General features: G+C 62.4%; 19 protein-coding genes. 11 read left to right on the top strand and 8 right to left on the bottom strand.

The genetic code is table 11. The annotated features are described in order from the left end of the window. The first annotated feature begins 14 nt into the window (after nt 1–14). From AC3WR3_RS06155 to AC3WR3_RS06130, 6 genes are all read left to right on the top strand, one after another. Nucleotides 15–2,051 (top strand): exoribonuclease II, encoded by a 2,037-nt coding sequence (locus AC3WR3_RS06155; RefSeq protein WP_492291454.1) that lies wholly within the window; start codon nt 15–17, stop codon nt 2,049–2,051. Nucleotides 2,052–2,734: 683 nt separating this feature from the next. Beyond that, nucleotides 2,735–4,663, top strand: coding sequence for a PTS mannitol transporter subunit IICBA (locus tag AC3WR3_RS06150; protein ID WP_492291453.1), 1,929 nt, complete (start codon nt 2,735–2,737; stop codon nt 4,661–4,663). 37 nt (nt 4,664–4,700) lie between these two features. Continuing rightward, entirely contained in the window at nt 4,701–5,846 is a 1,146-nt protein-coding gene (locus tag AC3WR3_RS06145) for a mannitol-1-phosphate 5-dehydrogenase (RefSeq protein ID WP_202047495.1), read from the top strand. A 103-nt stretch (nt 5,847–5,949) separates the two neighbouring features. Beyond that, the gene (locus AC3WR3_RS06140; protein ID WP_025325560.1) at nt 5,950–6,471 is read left to right on the top strand and encodes an MltR family transcriptional regulator; all 522 of its coding nucleotides are present in this window, start codon (nt 5,950–5,952) and stop codon (nt 6,469–6,471) included. A 125-nt stretch (nt 6,472–6,596) separates the two neighbouring features. Continuing rightward, nucleotides 6,597–8,384, top strand: a complete 1,788-nt coding sequence (locus AC3WR3_RS06135; RefSeq protein WP_492291452.1) for a cation:proton antiporter — start codon at nt 6,597–6,599, stop codon at nt 8,382–8,384. 85 nt (nt 8,385–8,469) lie between these two features. Next, nucleotides 8,470–8,718 carry a hypothetical protein gene (locus tag AC3WR3_RS06130; protein WP_025325558.1) on the top strand — a complete coding sequence of 83 codons (249 nt, stop codon included), beginning with the start codon at nt 8,470–8,472 and terminating at the stop codon, nt 8,716–8,718. Nucleotides 8,719–8,757: 39 nt separating this feature from the next. Here AC3WR3_RS06130 and AC3WR3_RS06125 read toward each other — a convergent pair whose 3' ends face one another. Together AC3WR3_RS06125 and zntB are read right to left on the bottom strand one after the other, a co-directional pair. Next, a complete protein-coding gene (locus tag AC3WR3_RS06125) occupies nt 8,758–9,276 on the bottom strand; it encodes a mechanosensitive ion channel domain-containing protein (protein WP_139438827.1) in 519 nt (172 codons plus the stop codon). A 9-nt stretch (nt 9,277–9,285) separates the two neighbouring features. After that, nucleotides 9,286–10,251 (bottom strand): zinc transporter ZntB, encoded by a 966-nt coding sequence (gene zntB / locus AC3WR3_RS06120; protein WP_202047498.1) that lies wholly within the window; start codon nt 10,249–10,251, stop codon nt 9,286–9,288. Nucleotides 10,252–10,390: 139 nt separating this feature from the next. On the opposite strand from zntB, the gene AC3WR3_RS06115 reads away from it, so the two are divergent. Together AC3WR3_RS06115 and AC3WR3_RS06110 are read left to right on the top strand one after the other, a co-directional pair. Further along, nucleotides 10,391–10,843, top strand: a complete 453-nt coding sequence (locus tag AC3WR3_RS06115) for a YaiI/YqxD family protein (RefSeq protein WP_202047499.1) — start codon at nt 10,391–10,393, stop codon at nt 10,841–10,843. A gap of 506 nt (nt 10,844–11,349) precedes the next feature. Next, nucleotides 11,350–14,346 (top strand): beta strand repeat-containing protein, encoded by a 2,997-nt coding sequence (locus AC3WR3_RS06110; protein ID WP_492291451.1) that lies wholly within the window; start codon nt 11,350–11,352, stop codon nt 14,344–14,346. Between the two features lie 168 nt (nt 14,347–14,514). On the opposite strand, the gene AC3WR3_RS06105 is transcribed toward AC3WR3_RS06110, so the two are convergent. Continuing rightward, nucleotides 14,515–15,720 (bottom strand): NupC/NupG family nucleoside CNT transporter, encoded by a 1,206-nt coding sequence (locus AC3WR3_RS06105; RefSeq protein ID WP_492291450.1) that lies wholly within the window; start codon nt 15,718–15,720, stop codon nt 14,515–14,517. A 531-nt stretch (nt 15,721–16,251) separates the two neighbouring features. Between AC3WR3_RS06105 and dbpA the strand changes: the two genes are divergently transcribed. Beyond that, entirely contained in the window at nt 16,252–17,631 is a 1,380-nt protein-coding gene (gene dbpA, locus AC3WR3_RS06100) for an ATP-dependent RNA helicase DbpA (RefSeq protein WP_139439596.1), read from the top strand. Between the two features lie 90 nt (nt 17,632–17,721). Continuing rightward, complete coding sequence (locus tag AC3WR3_RS06095; RefSeq protein ID WP_492291449.1) at nt 17,722–18,012, top strand: YkgJ family cysteine cluster protein; 291 nt, start codon at nt 17,722–17,724, stop codon at nt 18,010–18,012. 33 nt (nt 18,013–18,045) lie between these two features. On the opposite strand, the gene AC3WR3_RS06090 is transcribed toward AC3WR3_RS06095, so the two are convergent. Beyond that, nucleotides 18,046–18,453, bottom strand: a complete 408-nt coding sequence (locus tag AC3WR3_RS06090; RefSeq protein ID WP_492291448.1) for a hypothetical protein — start codon at nt 18,451–18,453, stop codon at nt 18,046–18,048. A 259-nt stretch (nt 18,454–18,712) separates the two neighbouring features. Here AC3WR3_RS06090 and AC3WR3_RS06085 point away from each other — a divergent pair, with 259 nt between their 5' ends. After that, nucleotides 18,713–20,107, top strand: coding sequence for a PepSY-associated TM helix domain-containing protein (locus AC3WR3_RS06085; protein ID WP_492291447.1), 1,395 nt, complete (start codon nt 18,713–18,715; stop codon nt 20,105–20,107). A gap of 77 nt (nt 20,108–20,184) precedes the next feature. Here the strand turns inward: AC3WR3_RS06085 and AC3WR3_RS06080 are convergent, their stop codons facing one another. The 4 genes from AC3WR3_RS06080 to cstA all read right to left on the bottom strand — a co-directional run bounded on the left by AC3WR3_RS06080 (nt 20,185) and on the right by cstA (nt 23,977). Then, on the bottom strand, nt 20,185–20,403 hold the full coding sequence (locus AC3WR3_RS06080; protein WP_111910688.1) for a DUF6500 family protein: 219 nt from the start codon (nt 20,401–20,403) through the stop codon (nt 20,185–20,187). Between the two features lie 13 nt (nt 20,404–20,416). Then, nucleotides 20,417–21,430: a CobW family GTP-binding protein gene (locus AC3WR3_RS06075; protein WP_492291446.1), complete on the bottom strand. Its 1,014-nt coding sequence runs from the start codon at nt 21,428–21,430 to the stop codon at nt 20,417–20,419. Between the two features lie 163 nt (nt 21,431–21,593). Beyond that, nucleotides 21,594–21,791, bottom strand: coding sequence for a YbdD/YjiX family protein (locus AC3WR3_RS06070; RefSeq protein WP_025325546.1), 198 nt, complete (start codon nt 21,789–21,791; stop codon nt 21,594–21,596). A 59-nt stretch (nt 21,792–21,850) separates the two neighbouring features. After that, complete coding sequence (gene cstA / locus AC3WR3_RS06065; RefSeq protein WP_265436465.1) at nt 21,851–23,977, bottom strand: pyruvate/proton symporter CstA; 2,127 nt, start codon at nt 23,975–23,977, stop codon at nt 21,851–21,853. Nucleotides 23,978–24,001: the final 24 nt, after the last annotated feature.

Raw genomic sequence — 24,001 nt, 5'->3', positions numbered from 1 at the left:
CAGGTTCCTCACTTATGTTCCAAGACAATCCGCTGCTGGCCCAGCTCAAGCAACAAATCCGCGAAAACATCCCCAAGAAAGAGGGTGTGATTCGCGCCTCCGATCGGGGCTTCGGCTTTCTGGAGGTCGATGAGAAGACCAGCTATTTCGTGCCGCCTCCCTACATGAAGAAGGTGATGCACGGTGACCGGGTGAGCGCCCTGATCCGTACCGAGAAAGAGAAGGAAGTGGCCGAGCCGGATGCCCTGCTGGAACAGGCCGTGGTCCGCTTCGTCGGCCGCGTCAAGATGTTCCGCGACCGCCTCAACGTGGTGCCTGATCACCCCCTCATCAAGGACGCCATCAAGGCCCGCGCCAAGAAGGGTCTGGACGAGAAGTCCTTCAAGGAAGGGGATTGGGTGGTGGCGACCCTCAAGCGCCACGCCCTGGTGGATGGCAACTTCTCCGCCGAGATCACCCAGCTCATCGCCGACAAGGACGATCACAACGTGCCCTGGTGGGTGGTGCTGGCGCGCCACAACCTGGCCCAGATCGAGCCGGCGGACCTGCCCGAGTGGAACGTCATCGAAGAGGAAGAGCTGCCCCGTCGCGATCTGACCCAGGTGCCCTTCTTCACCGTCGACGGCGCCAAGACCAAGGACATGGACGATGCCCTGTCCATCCGCAAACTGGACAACGGCTGGGAGCTGCTGGTGGCCATCGCCGACCCGACCGCCTATGTGGCCGAAGGCAGCGAGCTGGACCAGGAAGCCGCCAAGCGCGCCTTCACCGTCTACATGCCGGGCCGCAACGTGCCCATGATACCCCGCACCCTCTCCGACGAGCTCTGCTCCCTGAAAGAGGGCGAGGAGCGCAACACCCTGTGCGCCCGCCTGCTGATCGCCGAGGATGGCCTGCTGCTGGAGGAGACCGAGTTCTTCGCCGCCCGCATCGTCTCCCACGCCCGTCTGAACTATGACGACGTCTCCGACTGGGCCGAGCACGGCAAGGAGCTGACCATAGATGCCGGCGTCCTGGCCCAGCTGCCGCTGATGAAGGCGATGACGGAGGCGCGGATCAAGTGGCGTACCGAGCACGCCCTGGTGTTCCCGGACCGTCCCGACTACGACTTCGAGCTGGGTGAGAACGGCGCCGTGCTGGCGATCCACGTGGAGCCGCGCCGCATCGCCAACCGGATGATCGAGGAGTCGATGATCGCCGCCAACATCTGCGCCGGTCGCGTATTGGGCAAGAGCGTCGGTTACGGCATCTTCAACGTCCACACCGGCTTTGACGAGGAGTCTCTCGACGGCGCCATCGATCTGCTCAAGAGCGCCGAGGCGCCGTTCGAGAAGGAAGAGATCGCCAGCCTGTCCGGCTTCTGCGCCCTGCGCCGCTGGATCGACAGCCTGGACACCCGCTGGCTGGACGGCAAGATCCGCCGCTTCCAGAGCTATGCCCTGATGTCCGCCGAGCCGGGTGCCCACTACGGCCTGGGCCTGGATGCCTACGCCACCTGGACGTCCCCGATCCGCAAATACGGCGATATGGTCAACCATCGCCTGCTCAAGGCCGTCATCGCCGGCAAGGCCCCGGGGATGCGTCCGAGCCAGGAGCTCACCGAACACCTGACCGAGTGCCGCCGTCTGCACCGCAGGGTGGAGCGCGACATCGGCGACTGGCTCTATGTCCGTTACCTCCAGGCCGCAGCCGGTACCGATCAGGTGTTCAACGCTGAGATCATCGACGTGATGCGCGCCGGCCTCAAGCTGCGTCTGCAGGAGAACGGCGCCGTGGTCTTCATGCCCGCCCGCCACATCCTGGACAACAAGGACAGGCTGGAGTGCAACTGGGACAACGGTCGCGTCTACCTGGACAAGACCGAGGTGGTCTATGAGCTTGGCCAGATCATCGAGGTGAAGCTGACCGAGGCGGTGGAAGAGACCCGCTCCCTCATCGCCAAGCCGGCGGTGGCCCTGGTGCCGGGCCCGGCCCCGGAAGCACCTGTGGCCGAGAGCCCAGCGAGCGAGAGCAGCGAGGCGGCGGCCGACGCGGCCCCCAAGGCGGAATAAGCCCCGCCCCCCTGCATGCCAAGAGCCCGCGATACTGCGGGCTTTTTTTATGGGCGCGGCAACCCGGCAGAAACATCAGGGAGGTGAATGGGCGGGGTCGGCCTCTGCTTGCATCTGTGCCGACACCCCTGCCGACACTCTCATCTTGTCGCTGCGGGCATTGGCAGGCGTCGCCAGGGAGGCCAATCAGGGCCTGCCAAAGGAGGCGGGACAGAGCCGAATAGCCGAAAGTGCGGGGAGCAAAACTGAAAGTGGGTTACAAAACCACTGATTCATTGATTAGTAGTTGATGATGGCGCGAGATCCATCGCCGTTACCCTCTGATCTGGCGCCACCAGATATGCTCCAATTGGGTACAAATGATAACTTTGTGACAAGAATCACATTGACACGGGGTTTGCGCAAACTACAAAAGGTGAGGTGCATCACATTAAAATGCCGTTCACGATGGGAAAGATCGAAATGTAGCCAAACTACAGCACCTGAATGTGATCGGCGTCACTGTGTTGGGAGGGGGGAGGTCGGGGTATTTGAGAGCTGGGTCACAAGACACCCCGTTTTCAGCCTAATTTGATCACAAGCTGGTAGATTGAAGTTGCTTAGACGACTGGGATGGGGGTTCGGCAAAACCCGTCATCCCGACTACCACTTTTAATCACACAGGCTTAAAACGGGGTCCCGACATGTTATCACCGGATACCAAAGTCAAGATACAGAATTTTGGACGCTTCCTGTCCAATATGGTCATGCCCAACATAGGCGCCTTCATCGCCTGGGGTTTCATTACCGCCCTCTTCATCCCCACCGGCTGGCTGCCAAACGAAACCTTGGCCAAGCTGGTCGGCCCCATGATCACCTACCTGCTGCCCCTGCTGATTGGCTATACCGGCGGCAAGCTGATCGGGGGTGAGCGGGGTGCCGTAGTCGGTGCCATCACCACCATGGGCGTCATCGTGGGGACCGACATCCCCATGTTCATGGGCGCCATGATGGTCGGTCCGCTGGGTGGCTGGGCCATCAAGCGCTTCGACAAGGCGATGGAGGGCCGGGTCAAGAGCGGCTTCGAGATGCTGGTCAACAACTTCTCCGCCGGCATCATCGGCATGTTGTGCGCCATCCTCGCCTTCTTCGTGATCGGTCCCTTCGTCAAGGTGCTCTCCGGCGCCCTGGCCGGCGGTGTCGACTTCCTGGTCGCCCACAGCCTGCTGCCGCTGACCTCCATCTTCGTCGAACCGGCCAAGATCCTCTTCCTCAACAACGCCATCAACCACGGCATCTTCTCGCCGCTGGGGATCCAGCAGGCCACCGAGCAGGGTCGTTCCATCTTCTTCCTGATCGAAGCGAACCCGGGTCCGGGTCTGGGGGTGCTGCTGGCCTACATGGTGTTCGGCCGTGGCGCCGCCAAGCAGTCCGCCGCCGGTGCCTCCATCATTCACTTCTTCGGTGGCATCCACGAGATCTACTTCCCCTATGTGCTGATGAACCCGCGCCTCATCCTGGCGGTGATCGCAGGTGGCATGACAGGGGTCTTCACCCTGACCCTGTTCAACGCCGGTCTGGTCTCCCCCGCCTCCCCGGGCTCCATCTTCGCCGTGCTGCTGATGACGCCGAAAGCCTCCCTGATCGGGGTGCTGCTCTCCATCATCGCCTCCGCCACCGTCTCCTTCCTGGTCGCCGCCGTGTTCGTCCGTGCCCAGCAGCCGGAAGCCGACGAGGCCGATGCCCTGGGTGAAGCCACCCGCAAGATGAAGGCCATGAAGGGTGCCAAACCCGAAACCACAGCGGCCAAGAGGCCAGGTGCCGAGCTGACCGCGGTGCGCAATATCGTGGTCGCCTGCGATGCGGGCATGGGCTCCAGCGCCATGGGCGCCGGCATGCTGCGCAAGCGGGTGCAGGCCGCCGGTCTCGACATCAGCGTCACCAATCGTGCCATCAACAACCTGGACGATCAGGTGGATCTGGTCATCACCCACAAGGATCTGACCGACCGTGCCCGTCGCCATGCGCCCCACGCCCGGCACATCTCCCTCTCCAACTTCCTCGACAACGCCCTCTATCAGGAGCTGGTGCAGAACCTCAGCCTGGCGAATGCGGCCAACGACGACGTGGCCAACCCGCAACTGCTGGTGGCGGCCAACGACGACAGCTATGAACCACAGGCCGCCGAGGTCTTCACCCTGAGCCTTCAGGATGTGCATCTGGGCCTCAAGGCCGAGAGCAAGGAGGCCGCCATCCGGGCTGCCGGCAAGCTGCTGGCGGAGCGGGGCTATGTGGCGCCGGACTACGTCGACGCCATGCTGGAGCGCGAGCAGCTGGTCTCCACCTACCTCGGCGAGTCCATCGCCGTGCCCCACGGCACCATAGCCGCCAAGGAGCACGTGAAGCGTACCGGCATCGTCATCTGCCAGTACCCGGCCGGGGTCGCCTTCGGCGAAGCCGCCGACGAGGTGGCCCGCCTGGTGATCGGCATCGCCGCCCGCAATGACGAACACATTCAGGTCATAACCCGCCTGACCAATGCACTGGATGAACCCGGTCTCATCGACCGGCTGGCCAGCACCCAGGATCCCCAGGAGTTCCTGGATCTGCTGGGGGCCGAACAGGCTGCCTAATCGTCCTTCATCGTCTTTGGTTGTAGAGGTTAATCTCATGAAAACATTGCATTTTGGTGCCGGCAACATAGGCCGTGGCTTCATCGGAAAACTGCTGGCGGACGCCAGCCATCAGGTCACCTTCGCCGACGTCAACGAGACCCTGATCGATCAGCTCAACCACCGCCAGGAGTACAAGGTGCACGTGGTGGGCACGGATCAGAAACTGGACGTGGTGCGCAACGTCGCCGCCGTCAGCTCCGCCGGACACGAAGTGATAGCCCGCATCATCACCGCCGATCTGGTGACCACGGCGGTGGGCCCCAACATACTGGACAAGATCGCCAGCACCCTGGCCAAGGGGCTGCAGGCCCGCTTCGATGCCGGCAACCTGACCCCCCTCAACGTCATCGCCTGCGAGAACATGGTACGCGGCACCAGCCACCTCAAGCAGGAGGTACTCAAGTACCTGCCGGTCGCGTATCATGCCACCCTCGACAACTGCGTCGGCTTCGTCGACTCCGCGGTGGATCGCATAGTGCCACCGGCCGCGGCCAACGACGATCCCCTGGAGGTGACGGTGGAGAGCTTCAGCGAGTGGATCGTCGACCAGACCCAGTTCAAGGGCGAGCTGCCCCAGGTGGCGGGCATGGAGCCCACCGACAACCTGATGGCCTTCGTCGAGCGCAAGCTGTTCACCCTCAACACCGGCCACATCGTCACCGCCTACCTCGGCAAGCTGAGGGGCTATCGCACAGTGCGCGAGGCGATCGAGGATCCGCTGATCCGCAGCAAGGTGCGCCGCGCCATGGAGGAGAGCGGGGCCGTGTTGGTGAAACGCTACGGCTTCGACCCGCGCCTGCATGCCGCCTACATCGAGAAGATCCTGTCCCGCTTCGCCAACCCCTATCTGGTGGATGAAATCGACCGGGTCGGTCGCCAGCCGCTGCGCAAGCTGGCGGCGGGGGACAGGCTGGTGAAGCCGCTGCTCGGTACCCTGGAGTACGGCCTGCCGAGCGATCACCTCCAGGAGGGCATAGCCGCGGCATTGCACTATCACAACGATGACGACCCCCAGGCGGTGGAGCTGCAGGCCCTGCTGGCAGAGTTCGGCCCGGCCAGGACCCTGGCCCGCGTCACCGGCCTGGATGAGAACAGCGATGTGGTGCGCACCATAGTCGCCCGTTACAACAACTTGAAGTGACCCCATGGGGCGTACTCGCCGGCAGCCCGAGCGCATGCGCCCCATATGATAGAAACCGGGAGAGAGGCACACTCTCTCCCAGTCAGCCGGACCCTGAGCACCTATGACCACACACCAGGAAGATGATGTACTGGAGCGACTGAACGAGCAGGATGGCCCCCGCGGCTTCTTTCTCGAGGTCGTGACCATCCTGGAAGAGGCGGTCGACTCCCTGATGCGGCGCGCGTTCCGCCAGGAGGAGTATGCCGTCAAATACGCCATCGAACCCCTGCTCAACCAGAGCGGTCCCCTCGGCCAGCTGGAGGTGCGCCTCAAGCTCATCTTCGCCCTCGGCCTCATCTCCCTCGAGCACTATCAGGATCTCGAGGCCTACCTGAAGATCCGCGATTTTCTGGTACGCGACCCCAAGGATTATCGCTTCAGCGACAAGCCGATCCGCGACCTGCTAAGCCGCCTGCATGCCATCCATCAGACCAGCATGATGCCGCAGGATCCCCCGGCCAACGAGGAGGACTGGCCCCTCTATCAGATGCAGCTCAACCGGCTCGATCAGATGGTGCGCTCCGCACTGGTGCTGGCGGTGACCGACTGCGTCACCGAACTCCACAAAGAGAGCCCCATCTGATCAGGCCAGCCCGCTGAGGCTTACTCCCGGGATCCCGGCCTCCCCGAGGCCGCCTCTACCGGGTGTCAATTTGCCCTCCTTCCCCGCTACACTACTCCCAACCCCATTACCCACCCGAGGTTGGCATGATTGCACTCTCTCTCGCCGGGATCGCCCTGATCTCCCTGCTCGCCCAGTGGCTCGCCTGGTCCGTGCGCGTCCCCGCCATCCTGTTCCTGCTGCTCAGCGGCCTCTTGCTCGGCCCGGTGACGGGCGTACTCGACCCGGACCAGTTGCTGGGGGAGCTGCTGTTTCCGCTGGTGTCGCTCTCGGTCGCCATCATCCTGTTTGAAGGGGCCCTGACCCTGCACCTGACCGAACTCAAGGGGATAGGCAAGGTGGTACGCAACCTCTGCTCCACCGGCATGCTGGCCAGCTTCGCGGTCATAGGCGCCGCCAGCTACTGGCTGCTGGGGCTGGACTGGCGGGTCGCCATGGTGCTCGGTGCCGTGCTGGTGGTCACCGGGCCGACCGTGGTCGCCCCCATGCTCAGCGTCATTCGGCCGGTACGGGAGGTGGACAAGATCCTGCGCTGGGAGGGGATAGTCATCGATCCCATCGGTGCCCTGTTTGCGGTACTGGTGTTCGAGGCGGTGCGCCTCGGCAGCCAGGGGGACCTCATCGATCACACCCTGCTGGCCCTGGCCAAGACGGTGGGGGTGGGGTCGCTGATCGGGATGGCAGCTGGCTGGATCACCACCCTCATCATGCGCAAGGACTGGTTGCCGGTCAGCCTGCACAAGTTCGGGGTGCTGGCCCTGGTGCTGGTCACCTTCACCCTGTCGGACTGGCTCAGCCACGAGTCCGGCCTGCTGGCGGTGACCGTGTTCGGCATCTGGCTCGCCAATCAGGAGGGACTGGATCTGGAGGAGGTGCTGGCATTCAAGGAGGATCTCGCTGTCATCCTCATCTCTTCCCTCTTCATCCTGCTGGCGGCCCGCCTCGATCTGGCGCAGCTCTGGCAACTCGGCCCCATGGTGCTGGTGCTGCTCTGCGTGGTGCAGTTCGTGGCCCGTCCGCTCTGCATCCTGGTCTCGACCCTGGGATCGGATCTCCCCTGGCGCGCCCGCGCCCTGCTCGCCTGGATAGCCCCCCGAGGCATAGTGGCGGCGGCGGTCAGCGCCTCCTTCGCCATCAGCATGCACGAGGCCGGCATTGAAGATGCCGACAAGCTGGTGCCCCTGGTGTTTGCCGTCATCATCTTCACCGTGGTGTTGCAGAGCCTGACGGCGACCCCGCTGGCCAGACTGCTCGGTATGCGCCAGCCCGCTCCCGACACCTGGCTGCTGATCGGCGCCAACTCGGTGGCCCGCGCCATCGGTCGGGCGCTGGCGGATCAGGGCATACCCGTCCATCTCTCCGATCCGGCCTGGGAACATTGCAAGCTGGCCCGCATGAGCGGCCTGCCCTGCTATTTTGGCAATCCGCAATCGGAACACGCCGAGCTGCACCTGCCCCTCACCAGCATCCATACGGTGCTGGCGCTTTCCCCCAACCGTCACAACAACGCCCTCGGGGTGCTGCACTTTGCCCACCTGTACGGGGAGGAAAAAGTCCACTCCCTGCGCTCCAGCGAGCAGCACGGCAAGGCGAATCGGGAGAGCGCCACCTTCCGCGCACGCCAGGATCTGTTCGGGCCAGAGATGAATTTTGCCCGCCTGAGCGGCCTGCTGAGCCGGGGCGGCCAGATCAAGGCGACCCGCCTGAGCGACGCCTTTGACTGGAACCAGTATCAGGAGGCCAATCCCGGCGCCATTCCCCTGTTCATCGTCGATGCCAGGGGAAAACCCCGGGTCGTCACAGGCCCGGTGTCACCGCTGGCCGGTGAGCTGCTGATCGCACTGCAGCCGCCACGGGAGCCCCAGGCGGCTTGATGCGCCGACGATCCGGCTCCCTGCGCCTGCGTCCGCCGCGGGCGACTAGACTTGAGGGTGGCGCCATGAGTCACAGGAGGATGTCATGACAGTCAGCGAATTGCGTGCGCTTCATCAGCAGCACAGGTTCAGGGAGGCGGAGATCATGCATGACATCATCTCCCCCGGCTGGGTAGTGGAGTTTCGGGGTCAGGATGGCCATCTCTACATGATGACGGACACCCTGGGGTGCCCGATGAGTTTCTCCTCGACCGAAGAGGCTCGCGACCATATCCACCTGGTGGCCGATTGCCCCATCCAGGTCGAGCACCTCTATCGCTTCTTCGAGCGTTGAGGCAGATGCCAGCAAAAAGGCTCCCTGGGGAGCCTTTTCTCATTCCGGCTGCAGCGGCTCGGCTTCCTTGCTCTCCAGCCGCCTGACCGGCTTTTGCAGGATCAGGTTGGCCGGGTAGGTCACCAGGTCGCCATTGTCATCCCGCACCCGCAGGTAGAACAGGCCTATCTCGGTGATGACGCCGGTCACTGAGTCATCCTTGTCGAGGATGCGGATCCGGTCGCCGATCTTGTAGGGGAAGGCGAAGAAGATGGTGATGCTGGCGGTGATGTTGGAGAGGATCGACCACTGGGCCACCATGGCGACCCCGAGCACGGCGAAGAAGGAGGAGGCGAGCACCACCAACCGGGAGAAGTCGAGCCCCCACACCCCCGCCAGGATCAGCAGGGTGGCGCAGCCGAGCAGGAAGTGGAACACATGCTCCACGTAGAGTACCCGGTTTTCGCTCACCTGCCGGCTCTGGCCGAGCGCCATCAGGCTCTTGTGAATGAGGCCGCGAATGAGAGTATGCCCCAGCAACAGCAGCAGGGTCACACCAAAGGATTCCCATGTCGTCATGTGCGCTCCTTACCACCAGCGTCGATATTTGAGCCAGACCGCCAGCCCGGTCGCCAGCGCCAGTAGGGAACCGCAGAAGACCCAGAAGGCGGTCGGGCTCTCGGCCCCGGGGATGCCGCCCAGGTTGATGCCAAACAGGCCGGTCAGGAAGCTGGCGGGCAGGAACATCAGCGCCATCACCGACATCTGGTAGGCACGGCGGTTGGTCGCCTCCGCCGTCAGGTTGTTGATCTCGTCCGCCAGCACGGCGGAGCGAGCCACCCCGGCATCCAGATCGTCCAGCCAGCGCCGCAGCCGATCGGCGATGTCGAGCAGGCGACGGCGATCGTCCTCATCCAGCCAGCTGAGCTTCTCGTTGGCGAGGCGCGCCACCAGATCTCGCTGAGGGGAGAGATAGCGGCGGATCATGATGAGCTGCTTGCGGATCCGCGCCAACCGCCCGTTGGCGGGCAGTTCACGCATCAGCACTATCTCTTCCAGTTCCAGGATCTGATCGTGCAGCTCCTCGACAAACTCCCCCGCCCTGTCGGTCAGGGCATCGCAGATCTCCACCAACCAGTCGGCGGTAGAGATGGCGCCGCCCCCCAGCACCAACTGCTGGAAGACATCTTTTTCCGACAGCAGGGAGCGACGGCGACTGCTGAGGATGAAATCCGGGGTGATGTAGATGCGCAGCGCCACCATCTCCTCGGGCCTGTGATCCTTGTTGTGATTGATGCCACGCAGGATCAGCAGCACAGTCTCCCCCATCCGCACCAGCTTGGGCCTGTTGCTCTGACCGAGCAGGGACTCGCGCGCGGCGTCATTGAGCAAGGGGGTCTGCAACAGCCAGCGGGCCGCCTCCGGATTGCCGTAATCCAGATGCACCCAGCTGGGCTGGGCTGCCGGGATCTCGCTGCCTGTGGCCAGCGGGGTCATCCCCCCCTTGCCATCCAGGGTCAGGCCATAAATTACGTCACTGGGCACCCGATCCATCTCGTCTCCTTCTCGTTCATGCTCAGGCCCCAGCTTACACGAAAGCAGGGGCCGACTCAGCCCCGCACCGGGAAGGGGGCGCCTGTGCTACCATGCCCGCTCTCGTTTCATGCCCGTTTCAACTACAGGAAGCCATGCCATGTCCATCTGGGTCGATGCCGATGCCTGCCCCATTCCGGTCAAGGAGATCCTCTACCGCGCCGCCCATCGCGCCCAGGTTGTCACCACCCTGGTGGCCAATCAGGGGCTGCGGGTTCCCCCCTCTCCCTTCATCAAGACCCAGCAGGTGGAGAAGGGTTTCGATGTGGCGGATCATGTCATTGCCCAGCAGGTTCAGCCCGGCGATCTGGTGATCACCGGCGACATCCCCCTCGCCTCCTGGGTCATCGATGCCGGTGGCGAGGCGCTCAATCCCCGTGGCGAGATCTACACCCGCGAGACCATCCAGGCCCGGCTCGGCATGCGCAACTTCATGGAGGAGCTGCGCTCGGCCGGGGTGCAGACCGGCGGCCCGGCCCCCTTCAACGCCGCCGACAAGCAGCGCTTCGCCAATGCCCTCGACAAATGGCTGCTCAAGGGCAAGCTGACCTGAGTCATCGCAGCAGGGCATCATGGCCTGGCTGACGATGAGCCCCTGCCACAGATGGCAGAGGCTCATCGTTTGCCGGCCCATCCTCCCCCTCACCTGGCGCCACGCTGGACCCGCAGACGGCGCCCCACCCATAAGATTCATTTTTTATATAACTTTTAGTATCAATCTAGTCACAAACTAATATTTTTAATTCTATCGGTATAGATTGAATTATCAATGTCGCTATCCTAGACATATTAAAACGCCACAAATAATAATTTAATCACTATTAACTTGACCAATTACCACCATGTCTAAAGGATGCCTAAAATACCTACCAAATATTGAGTACATCTGACTAATAAAAGTAAAACCCAATCATAACAACACCTTTTATGATTTCATTATTCGTTCAACATTGAGGCGGCCATGGCTGCAGGATTCGCTGTTCCCATACAGGAGTACCGGGATGATCTTCACTTCATATTAAGCACAAGGATTGAAGGGGAATATCAATGAGCAAGCCCATGAATGTATTTCTTTCACTGTTTTTCACTCTTTTCTTATTCAGTTGCGGCGGCGGGGGTGGCGGAGGAGAGGATAATCCAACCAATCCGGCGCCCGTCACCAAATCACTGAACCGGATCGACATATCAGCCGACACCGCTGGCAACAAGGCCCGAGCCGAAGCCAACCCCAGCACCCCGCTCGGGATCAGCACTCAATATCTTGCCATCGCGACCTACAGCGACAACAGCACGGCCGACATCACGGAGCAGGCAAGCTGGAGCAGCGCGGATAGCACCATTGCCACCATAGATGAGAAGGGCCTGGTCAAAACACTCAAGGTCAGCAGCACCGGGATCAGTGCCAGCTATCAGGGGGTTACCAGCAATATCTCCACCCTCACCATCACGGATGCCATTGCCACCAAGGTCTCCATCATTCCCCCCACAACCAGGTTGGCCAAGGGGCTGACCCTGCAACTGCAGGCCATTGCCACCCTCTCCGATGACACAACCAGGGATGTGTCGACCCAGGCCAGCTGGCAGAGCAGCAACCCGACCGTGTTGAGTGTCGATGACAAGGGAAAAGCTACCGCCATCGAAGCCGGTGATGCCACTGTCACGGCCACGGTACAGGGGGTCACAGGCCAGACCATTATCTCGGCAGTCGATCTGACCGTCAGCCAGATCCAGATCATCCCGGCCACAGTGCAACTGGCCATAGGTACCACGACCAAGCTGACGGCCATCGCGACCTTCGCCGATCAGAGCACTCAGGATGTCTCCTCCCAGGTGGGTTGGTTGAGCAGCAACACCGCCGTCGCCACCGTGGATAGCACGGGTCTGGTGACCGGCGTTGCGGCGGGATCCACTACCCTGTCCGCCAGCCTGCTGGGGGTCACTGCCAGCACCAGCATCCAGGTCAACAACACCAGTGTCAGCGCTCTGCAGGTCATTCCTGCCGTCACGGCCATAGCCCTCGGCACCAAGAGCCAGTTGCAGGCCATCGCCACCTTTGGCGACGGTTCTACTCAGGATGTGTCATCACAGGTCCAGTGGAGCAGCAACGCCCCCTTCATCGCCAGTGTCGATAGCCTGGGACTGGTCACGGGGAGCGGCATTGGTCAGGCGACCGTCACCGCCACCCTTGGCGCCATCAGCCGCAGTGCGACCCTGACTGTCACCAATGCCATCGCCACTGCGCTGCAAGTCATACCGCCGACGGCCTCCCTGCCCAAGGGGACCAAGCTGCAGTTCCAGGCCATCGCCACCTTCAGCGACAACTCATCGCAGGACGTAACCAGCCAAGTCAATTGGAACAGCTCGGATATCAGCGTCGCGACCATAGATCTGAACGGTGAAGCCACCGCGTTCAGCGAAGGGGGATCGAGTATCTCGGCCAACTTCTTGGGCGTCACCAGCAATACTGTGCTGCTGGTGGTTACCAATGCCACCGTCAACAGCATCCAGGTCGTCCTGAATGGCGGCAGTGGCAACCTGGCCAAAGGCAGCTCGGTTCAGTTCAAGGCCCAGGCCGTGCTGAGCGATGGCAGCACCCTGGATGTCTCTAGCCAGGCCGCCTGGTTCAGCAGCGATCAAACCAAGGTCACCATCAATGCCCAGGGGCTGGCAACCGGGGTTGCCGTGGGTACCAGCACTATCAGTGCCAGCCTGAACGGTGTCACCAGTGCCGGGACTGTGCTGACCGTCACCAATGCCACCGTCAGCCAGATCCAGATCACCCCGCCCAGTCTCACCCTGGCCAAGGGGACCAAGGGCAAGTTAACGGCGATCGCCACCTATAGCGATAACAGCACTCAGGATATTTCGAACCAGGTGGTCTGGAACAGTTCGAACATAGGGGTGGCCACCATCAACCTGTCCGGCGAAGTCAGTGCTGTCAGCAACGGCAGTGCAACCTTGACCGGCAGTGTGGGCGCGGTCACCAGTAACAGCGTCAGTTTGAGCGTGACCAATGCCAGCGTGAATCAGATCGATTTGTCGGCAACGGCATCAACCCTGGCAGCCGGCACCAAGGCTCAATTGACCGCCGTTGCCAGCTACTCCGATGGCAGCAGCCAGAACATCACCCCCCTGGTCTCCTGGAGCAGCAGTGACAGCGACGTCGCCACCGTCAGCACCAGTGGTGAAGTCACGGCAGTGGCCCCGGGGACGGCCGTCATCACCGGCAGCTTCGGCGGGCAAGTCAGCAACTTGACCGTCACCGTCACGGCTGCGACTGTGAGCGCCATCCAAATCAGCACTCCCCTTACCTCACTGGCATTGGGGACCAATGGCCAGCTGAAGGCTCTCGCAACCTACTCTGACGATACCCTGGTTGATGTGACCAGCCAGATCAGCTGGAGCAGCAGCGCCCCGACTCTGGTCAGCGTGGATGCCAACGGTCAGATCAAGGCGCTGGCGGTGGGCTCTGCCGTCATCAGTGGCAGTCTGGGAGGAACTAGCGCCACCATCAATATCGCAGCGACGGCGGCGACCCTGACCGGGCTCACCATAGACCCCATTCCCAATCTGGCGAGCGGGAATCAGGCGCAACTCAAGGCGACGGCCAGTTTCAGCAACCTGACCAGCCAGGATGTGAGCGCCCTGGTCAGCTGGCAGAGTGACAACACCGGAGTCGTGACCGTCTCCGGCACAGGCTTGGCCCAAGGGGTGACCGCAGGAACAGCCAATATTACCGCCAGCTTCCTGACCGGGACAGACAGCAAGCCAATCACCATCACGGCGGCAACCCTCGGCAACCTGACAGCCAGTTGCACCACACAGGTCCAGCTGGGAGCACTCGGCCTGCCGATCGCCAACATAGTGACCCGCAAGGCCGTCGCCACCTTCTCAGACGCCAGCACGCTGGATGTCAGCAACAGCGTCATCTGGAGCAAAAATGGCATTGTCATCGGGGTAACCCTGAACAACACCGATATATTGCTGTTGACCCAGTCGGTGACTTACCAGGCCACTCTCAATGGCGTGACCAGCAACACCATCACCTGCCCTTGATACTAGGCATTGAGCAACCAGACAGAGAGGCCGCCAGCATTGGCGGCCTCTTCTTATCTTCTCAACATGCGGCAAGTCATGATGAGCAGAACCACCTTTCGGCTGACTCACCCAGAAAAACAAACCCCTGCCGAGGCAGGGGTTTGTCATGGTGATGGCGAGGTGCGATTAGATCATCACACCGGCGATCACGGCGGAGAGCAGGCTCACCAGGGTGGAGCCGTACACCAGCTTCAGACCGAAGCGGGAGACCATGTTGCCCTTCTCTTCGTTCAGCGCCTTCACCGCACCGGCGATGATGCCGATGGAGCTGAAGTTGGCGAACGACACCATGAAGATGGAGAGGATGCCCACGGTGCGGGGCGAGAGATCGGCGGCAATCTTGCCCAGATCCATCATGGCCACGAACTCGTTGGTCACCAGCTTGGTCGCCATGATGGAGCCGGCTTGCAGCGCCTCACCACCGGGGATGCCGAGGATCCAGGCGATGGGGTAGAAGATGTAGCCCATGACGTGCTGGAAGTTGACGCCAAACGCCATCTCGAACAGGTAGTTGACCAGGGCGATCAGGGCGATGAAGCCCACCAGCATGGCAGCCACTATCACGGCAACGGAGAAACCAGCCATGATGTACTCCCCCAGCATCTCGAAGAAGTTCTCCTTCTTCGGGGTATGGTGCTCGTCCCCCTCGGCCAGCGCCTTGGCGTCGGTCACGGTATTGTCAGGCTCGTACGGGTTGATGAGCGACAGCACGATGAAGGTGCTGAACATGTTGAGCACCAGCGCGGCCACCACGTAACGGGGCTCTATCAGCTGCATGTAGGCACCGACGATGGACATGGAGACGGTGGACATGGCCGTCGCCGCCAGGGTGTACATCTGCTTCTCGTTCAGGTGCGGCAAGGTGTTCTTGAGCGCGATGAAGTTCTCGGACTGGCCGACGATCATGGAGCTGATGGCGTTGAAGGACTCCAGCTTGCCCATGCCGTTGATCTTGGCCAGCACAGTGCCTATGCCACGAATGACGATGGGCAGCAGACGGATGTACTGCAGTATGCCGATCAGTACCGAGATGAAGACGATGGGCATCAGCACCATCAGGAAGAAGGAGAAGGCCCCTTCGTTGACCAGGCCACCGAACACGAAGTCGGTCCCCTGCTTGGCAAACTCCATCAGCTTGGTGAAGCCGGCGGCGAAGCCACCTACCACCGCCAGACCCACTTCGGAGTTGAGCATGAACCAAGCCAGCGCCAGTTCCACCACCAACAGCTGCCCGATATAACGCAGCTTGATCTGTTTCCAGTTGCGGCGGTTTGCCAGCAACGCCAGCGCGAGGACCATCAAGAGTCCAAGCACAAAGTGAACGTATTCCATACCAGTAGCACCCAGTGAATTGTTATTTTTGACCGGCGCCATCATAAAGAATCGTATATTTAAAAATCAGATAGCCATCACAATCTGGTTCAATAATATGTATGCGAGATAATACAAACGTTTTTAAATTAATTAACCATTAACGGTATATTAATCACCCAGTTAAAAGTAAAAATCTACTTATAAAACATATCGATAGGAATGTAGAGATTGTACAGATAACGCCAATGGATATTCCAGCATCATTCTCGCAACATTCACTCCTCTGCACGGCACATATTTCAACCAAGAATATTTAATCAGCCGGGACGGGAAACGTTTACCTCCGGTAAATAATTAGCGAGCGACCGCAAACCTTCACCTGGAGCCATCCCAGTCGTGCCTCTCTGTCGCCATGGGGACGGATGAAGCCACCCCGAGGTTGCACAGGCTTAAGCGTTCAAAAATCCGCCACATCCGGCAGCGCTTTCTGATACAATGCGCGCCCTTGCGCACGGCGCATCCCCGTTTTCTCCGAAATAGAGTCCTTTTGTGAACAACAGCGAATTTAGCAGCCTCAATCTCTCCCCCGCCCTGCAAGAGAACCTCACCAGCCTGGGTTACCTGCAGATGACCCCGATCCAGGCCCAGAGCCTGCCCCTGGTACTCGAGGGCAAAGACCTGATCGCCAAGGCAAAAACCGGCAGCGGCAAGACAGCCGCCTTCGCCCTCGGCCTGCTCTCACGCCTCAACGTCAACCGTGTCGACGTACAGGCCCTGGTGCTCTGTCCGACCCGCGAGCTGGCGGATCAGGTAGCTCAGGAGATCCGTCGTCTGGCCCGCGCCCTGCCGAACGTCAAACTGGTGACCCTGTGTGGCGGCACCCCGACCGCACCGCAGTCCGCCACCCTGGGCTTCGGTGCCCACATCGCCGTCGGCACCCCGGGTCGCATTCTCAAGCACCTGGAGCAGGGCACCCTGGAGCTCTCCAGCCTGGAGACCCTGGTGCTGGACGAAGCGGATCGCATGCTGGACATGGGCTTTGGCGAAGACATCAACAAGGTGATCCGCCATGCTCCCGAGCGCCGCCAGACCCTGCTGTTCTCCGCCACCTATCCGGAGGGGATAGCCCAGATGAGCCGCGGCGTGCAGCGCAACCCGGTCGAGGTGAGCGTGGAGTCCCTGCACGAGGGCAGCGCCATCGAACAGAAGCTGTATGAAGTGCCGGCCGGTCAGCGCCTCGACGCCCTCACCTGGCTGCTGAGCCACCATCAGCCGAGCTCCTGCGTGGTGTTCTGCAACACCAAGCGCGCCTGCAACGACGTGGCCGATCACCTGGCCGCCAAGGGCTTCTCGGCCCTGGCGCTGAACGGCGATCTGGAGCAGCGGGAGCGGGATCAGGTTCTGGTACGCTTCGCCAACGGCAGCGCCACCATACTGGTCGCGACCGACGTGGCGGCCCGGGGTCTCGACATCAAGGAGCTGGGTGCCGTCATCAACTACGAGCTGACCTATGACCCTGAAGTGCATGTGCACCGCATCGGCCGTACCGGTCGTGCCGGCCAGCAGGGCCTGGCCCTGAGCCTGTATCAGCCCAACGAAGCTCAGCGCGTCAACCTGATCGAGGAGTACCAGCAGGCCCCCATGCCGCTGGGGGATCTCGATACCCTGGGCCGCGACATCAAGCCGATAGCGCCGCAGATGGTGACCCTCTCCATCGATGCGGGCCGCAAGACCAAGGTGCGGGCCGGTGACATCCTGGGGGCCCTGACCGGCGAAGGCGGCATTGCCGGCAGCGACGTGGGCAAGATCCAGATCTCCGAGCAGTACTCCTACGTGGCGGTCAAGCGTCAGGTGGCGAGCGCCGCCCTCAAGCGGCTGCAGGAAGGCAAGATCAAGGGGCGCAGCTACCGCGCCCGCAAACTGGGCTAAGGTTCTTCACAAGCCGTTGGCCAGACCACAGGCGCCTGACAGGCGCCTGTTTCATATATTTCGATGCCGCCATGCGGCAAGACAGGCACCATGACCCAAGCAATCCAAACCGACGTGAGCTGCCAGAACTGCGAAGCCTGCTGCTGCCGCCTCGAAGTGATGCTCTTTACCGACACAGGCGTGCCGGATCGCTATGTGCTCGATCGGGAAGGGGAGATCCCCGTGATGCGCCGGCTGGAAGATGGCTGGTGTGCGGCCCTCGACCGCAACACCATGATGTGCCGCATCTATGAGGTGCGGCCCCTCATCTGCCGCGAGTTCGAGATGGGCGAGCCCGACTGTGTCGACGAGCGGGACAAGTGGTTTATCAAGCTGGGGTGAGGCTGGCAGACAGAACGGCCCCGGGCTACCGGGTCAGCTCACCGGTGTGACGTCGCCGCCGAGCCGCTCCCCCAACCAGTGGATGGCCGCCGCCTCCTGCTCGAAGTAACACACCGCCCTGAACGGCAGATCGCTGAAGACCTGATCCGCCAGATAGCGCTTGAACCCGCCCACCACCACGACCGCAAGAAAATCGCAGCCATTGGCGGCGCACCAGCCAAACTGACGACGAAAACGCGCCAGCACCTCGGGACCGGCGGCCTCGAACTCGGTCGCCACCTCGACAATCCCCCAGGGGGCATCGCGCAATCCTGCGATCTGCTGGCTGAACGCAGCCTCATAGGCCATGGCGCCCGCCAGATTGAAGGGGCCGCTCGGGCGGCAAATCAGCACCAGCCCCTGTCGCTGCATCTCGAAATGGCCGTGTGGTTGCAAGTGCACGTCCCCCTCCTCCCCTGATTTTTTCGTCGTGCCGACGCCGCCTGATGTTGCAACAAGGTAAGGATTTATATGCAAAAAGTCCATGGAGCCCCGGCCCTCACCGGCAGGCATCGACACCAGATGGCACAATCAAGGCGCGCAACGAAGTGAAGGTGGAGCCAGCATGTTCTGTTGCAGTTAATAAAACGTTGCTGCTATCATCCGCGCCACTCAAACATTCCACCAACCGCAACCTTTAGCCTCGGCGCAAGGATCCAAGATGAAGCATCAAGACGCGAGTTATTACCAAAGGATCTGGCGCTGGCACTTCTATGCCGGTCTCTTCGTCGCCCCCTTTCTGATCCTGCTCTCCCTCACCGGCATCCTGTACCTGTACAAGCCCCAGCTCGACAACCTGCTCTACCCCGAGCTGATGAAGGTGGCCCCCGCCACCCAGACCCTGAGTGCCGACCAGCTGCTGGCCAAGGCGAAGATCGCCATGCCCGATGCCAGTCTGCGCAAATACCTGCCCCCCGTGGCCACGGATGCGAGCGCCCAGATCATCGTCAATCAGGGCGAGCGCGAACTGACCCTCTTCATGGATCCCGCCAGCGGCGCCCTGCTCGGCACCATGGACAACAAGTGGAACCTGCAGGCGGTGGCCCGCGCCCTGCATGCGGAGCTGCTGCTCGGCACCACAGGGGATCGCCTGATCGAACTGGCCGCCGGCTGGGGCATAGTGCTGCTCGTCAGTGGACTCTACCTGTGGTGGCCGCGCAAGGGACCCGGCGTAGGAGGCATCCTCTGGCCCAGAATGAACCAGCGCGGACGCCTCTGGTGGCGCGATCTGCACGCCGTGGTCGGCTTCTGGGGAGCGGGTTTCCTGCTGCTGCTGCTGCTGAGCGGCATGACCTGGACCGGCTTCTGGGGGGATCGGTTCGCCAACGTCTGGAACCGTTTCCCGGCCGCCATGTGGAACGAGGTGCCGAAATCTGCTCCTCTCGCCCGCACCCTCAACCATGCCCATGAACAGACTGTGCCCTGGGCCGTCGAGAACACGCCCATACCGAGCTCGCAGCCGACGCCGGAAAGCCATGATCACAGCGCCATGAACCATGGCGGGGAACACGACGGCATGGTCATGGCCAGCCACCGCATCCCCCTGCAACGGGTAGTGGAGATCGCCACTGAGCGCGGGGTTCACCCGGGTTACAGCATCACGCCGCCGGTCGGTGGCACAGGCGTCTATACCATAGCCCTGTTCGCCGATGATCCGCGCAACGACGCCACCCTGCACATCGATCAATACAGCGGCAAGGTGCTGGCCGACGTGCGCTGGCAGGATTACGGCCCGGTCGCCAAGACGGTGGAAACCGGCGTCATGCTGCACACCGGCAAGCTCTACGGCTGGCCCCACCAGCTCGTCATGCTGATCATCTGCCTGATGGTGCTGGCAAGCTCGGTGAGCGGGCTCTGGATCTGGTGGAGCCGCCGCCCCCAGGGCCGGCTCGCCGCCCCGCCCCTGCCCGCCAAGTTGCCCCCCATGGGTGGCGCCATCGCAGTGCTGGTCGTGCTCGGGATCTGCTTCCCCCTGGTGGGCGCCTCCATGCTGGCCATCTGGCTGATGGACTGCCTCTTCTTCTCCCGCCGGACGGCCGTGGCGCCCGCCAGCTGAGACCACTCGGCGGCGATAGCCGCAGACCATCAACAAGAAGGGCTCCTCATCAGGAGCCCTTCTTGTTTCATCTCGCCCTATTTCATGGCCTCGACCAGCGCGATGATCTTGCGCGCCTTCTCGAAGTGGTCGAGTCTCTGGGTCTGGATCCACCAGGTCGCCGCCTCCATCAGCAGCTCGGGGTCGTCGTTCCTGTTGGCGAAGAAGGCATAGAAGGAGACGCCCACCCCCTCCCCCTTCTGACCAATCTTCTGGTGGCAGACCTGGATGATTTTCTGTTTAAGTGATTCACGCATCTGTTATTTTTCCTCAGGCCCGGGTCAGGGCGAACCCCTCTTCCAGCGCCTCAAGGGGCAGGTAGCGACCGATCACCACCAGCCGCGAGCAGGGCACCTCGTCACCCCAGGGGGAGCCGTAATCGAACCCCGCCACCCTGTGCACCCCCTGCACTATCAGGCGGCGCGGCTCCCCGGCGATGGCCAGCACCCCCTTGTAGCGCAACATGTCGTTGCCATGCTGCTCTATGCACTGCTCCATGAAAGCCCCTATCTTTTTCAGGTCCAGCTCGCCCCCCTCGAACAGGTGGGCCGAGATGACATCCTGCCAGGAGCGGGGCCGAGACGAGAGGGGGGCAAACGCCTCGACGCCCTGACCGCCCCCACGCACTATCTTGATGCCTGGGCTCAGGCTCAGCTCGTCGCTCAGGGAGAAGGCATCGAGATCGAGCCAGAGCCCGGCCGGGCACTCCCCCCGCACTATGTCGATGATCTGCGCCTTGGGGTTGATGCCCTGGACTCGCGCTATGGCCGCCTCCCGGGTCGCCCCGTCCACCCTGTCGGTCTTGGTGAGCAGGATGCGGTCGGCAAAGCCGAGCTGGGCCGCCGCCACCGGATGTTCATCCAGCTGACGACCTAGCTGTTCACAGTCGGCCAGGGTGATGACGGCATCGAGGCGCAGGGCATCCCGCAGCGCCTCTTCCACGAAGAAGGTCTGGATGATGGGGGCCGGATCGGCGAGCCCCGTGGTCTCGACGATCAGCCGCTCGAACTGCAACACCCCCGCCGCCCGTCGGGCCAGCAGATCGCTCAAGGCGGCCCGAAATTCCCCCCGCACGCTGCAGCAGACGCAGCCGTTGCTGAGCTCCACCACGCTGACCCTGTCACTCCCCTGCAGCAGGGAGCCGTCGATATTGGCGGCGCCGAACTCGTTCTCGAGAATGGCCACGGAGGCATCGGCGTGATGGCGCAGGAAGTGGTTGAGCAAGGTGGTCTTGCCGGCGCCGAGAAAACCGGTCAGCAGGGTAACCGCTACAGCCTGTGTCATGTTGGAAATCCTGTGAGATTGGGATCGTATAGCTAGCTGGAACCGAGAAAACCGTTCAATAAAGGGTGACAGCTACAGCCTGTGCCATGTTGAAGTCCTGTGGAAAGAGGGATTATATCCAGCCGGCGCCGAGGCCAGGGCGTGCGCGCTGGTGGTGGCCTAATTAGCAACAACGCCCGCCATTCTTGCCGCCGTAGCGGGCATCCTGGCGTTCGCGAAAGAACTCGTCGTGGCTCATGGGGGTCTGCTCCGGGTGGGTCAGCCGCATGTGCTGCACATAGTTGTCGTAGTCGGGCACGCCGACCATCAGCCTGGCGGTCTGCCCCAGATACTTGCCCGCCTTGGCCAGGGTATCAAACATGCTTGCTCCTTGTTCGCCGTCGAGGAGAGGCCGGCACCCCGGGGTGCCGGCCTGCCGACTTACTTGAGGCTGGGGGCCAGATCGCCGTCGTCATCAGACTCGGGCCGCGGGGCACCTTGCTGTGCCGGCATCGGCTGGTAGGGCGTCTCCCTGGCGGTCGGCTGCGGGTTCTTAAGCGCCTTCATGGCCGTCTTCAGGGAGAAGAAGGCGAGGATCACCACCACCCCCATGAAGAACAGCGTCAGCCCCGCATCCAGCCGGTTGTTGAACACCAGCTGGGCCAGCTGTGACTCTGTGTACTGGGCCGGGATGGTGCCGCTGTCGATCATGGCCTGGAACTTGTTCGCGATGGCCAGGAAGCCGAGCTTGGGATTGTCGCTGAAGGTCTTCTCCCAGCCCGCCGACAGGGTGCAGATGAGCAGCCAGCTGGTGGGCAGCAGGGCCACCCAGGCGTAGGCCTGGCGCTTCATCTTCACCAGCACCACGGCGCACAGCATCAGCGCCATGCCCGCCAGCATCTGGTTCGCGATGCCGAACAGCGGCCACAGGGTGTTGATGCCGCCGAGCGGGTCCACCACCCCCTGATGGAGGAAGTAACCCCAGGCCAGCACGCAGAGGGCGGTGGCCAGCAGGTTGGCCGGCAGGGAGTCGGTCCGCTTGAGGGAGGGGGAGATGACCCCCATCAGGTCCTGCAGCATGAAGCGCGCGGCCCGGGTGCCGGCATCCACGGCGGTGAGGATGAAGAGCGCCTCGAACAGGATGGCGAAGTGGTACCAGAAGGCGACGTTCATCAGGCCGCCGAGGGCACCGTGCAGTATGTAGGCCATGCCGACCGCCAGGGTCGGGGCGCCACCGGCACGGGAGATGATGCTCTGCTCACCCACCTCGCTGGCGATGCGGGTCAGGGTCTCCGGGGTGATCTGGAAGCCCCAGCTGCTCACCACGGCGGCGGCGGAGACCACCACGTCGGCGGTGCCCGCCGGTGCCAGCACCGCCAGGGGGCTGTTCATGGCGAAGTAGACGCCCGGATCGATGACGCAGGCGGAGACCAGGGCCATGATGGCGACGAAGGACTCCATCAGCATGCCGCCATAACCGATGAAGCAGGCCTGGTTCTCGTTGGCCAGCATCTTGGGGGTGGTGCCGGAGGAGATGAGCGCATGGAAGCCGGAGACGGCGCCGCAGGCGATGGTGATGAACAGGAAGGGGAAGAGATCCCCGGCCCAGACCGGGCCTGTCCCGTCCACGAACTGGGTCAGCGCCGGCATCTGCAGGGTCGGCTGGGTCACCAGTATGCCGATGGCCAGGCCTATGATGGTGCCTATCTTGAGGAAGGTGGAGAGGTAGTCCCGCGGTGCCAGCAGCAGCCAGACCGGCAGCACAGAGGCGACGAAGCCATAGCCCACCAGCATCCAGGTCAGCTGTACCCCGTCGAAGTCGAAATAGGGCGCCCAGGTCTGGCTCTCGGCCACCCAGCCACCGGAGACGATGGCGAAGATGAGGCACACCAGACCTATGATGGAGACCTCGCCGATGCGGCCTGGCCTCAGGTAGCGGGTGTAGATCCCCATGAAGATGGCCAGCGGTATGGTGAAGGCGACCGTGTAGGTGCCCCAGGGACTGTGGGTGAGCGCCTTGACCACTATCATCGCCAGCACCGCCAGTATGATCACCATGATCATGAAGGTGGCGACCAGGGCGATGACCCCGGCGACCGGGCCCATCTCCGACTTGATCAGCTCGCCGAGGGAGCGACCATCGCGACGGGTGGAGACGAACAGCACCATGAAGTCCTGCACCGCCCCCGCCAGCACCACCCCGGCCAGCAGCCAGAGCATGCCGGGCAGATAGCCCATCTGGGCCGCCAGCACGGGGCCGACCAGGGGGCCGGCGCCGGCGATGGCGGCGAAGTGGTGGCCAAACAGCACCTTCTTGTCGGTCGGCACATAGTCCAGACCGTCGTTGTGCCGCACCGCCGGCGTCATGCGGCTGCTGTCGACCGCCAGCACCCGCTTGGCGATGAAGAGCCCGTAGTAGCGGTAGGCGATAAGATAAACGCACACAGCCGCGACCACTATCCAGAGCGCATTGATCTGCTCGCCCCTGTTGAGGGCGATGTAACCGAGGGAGCTGGCGCCCAGCAGTGCCAGCAGCCCCCATCCGAGATGTTTCCCTAACCTGTCCATAAGCCTGTCCCTGCCATTGGTTTT

It is taken from the genome of Aeromonas sp. EU05-FHT14A05, from assembly GCF_058791175.1.
The sequence above is the reverse complement of the archived record's forward strand: the minus strand, read 5'-3'. Positions and strand labels throughout refer to the sequence as shown.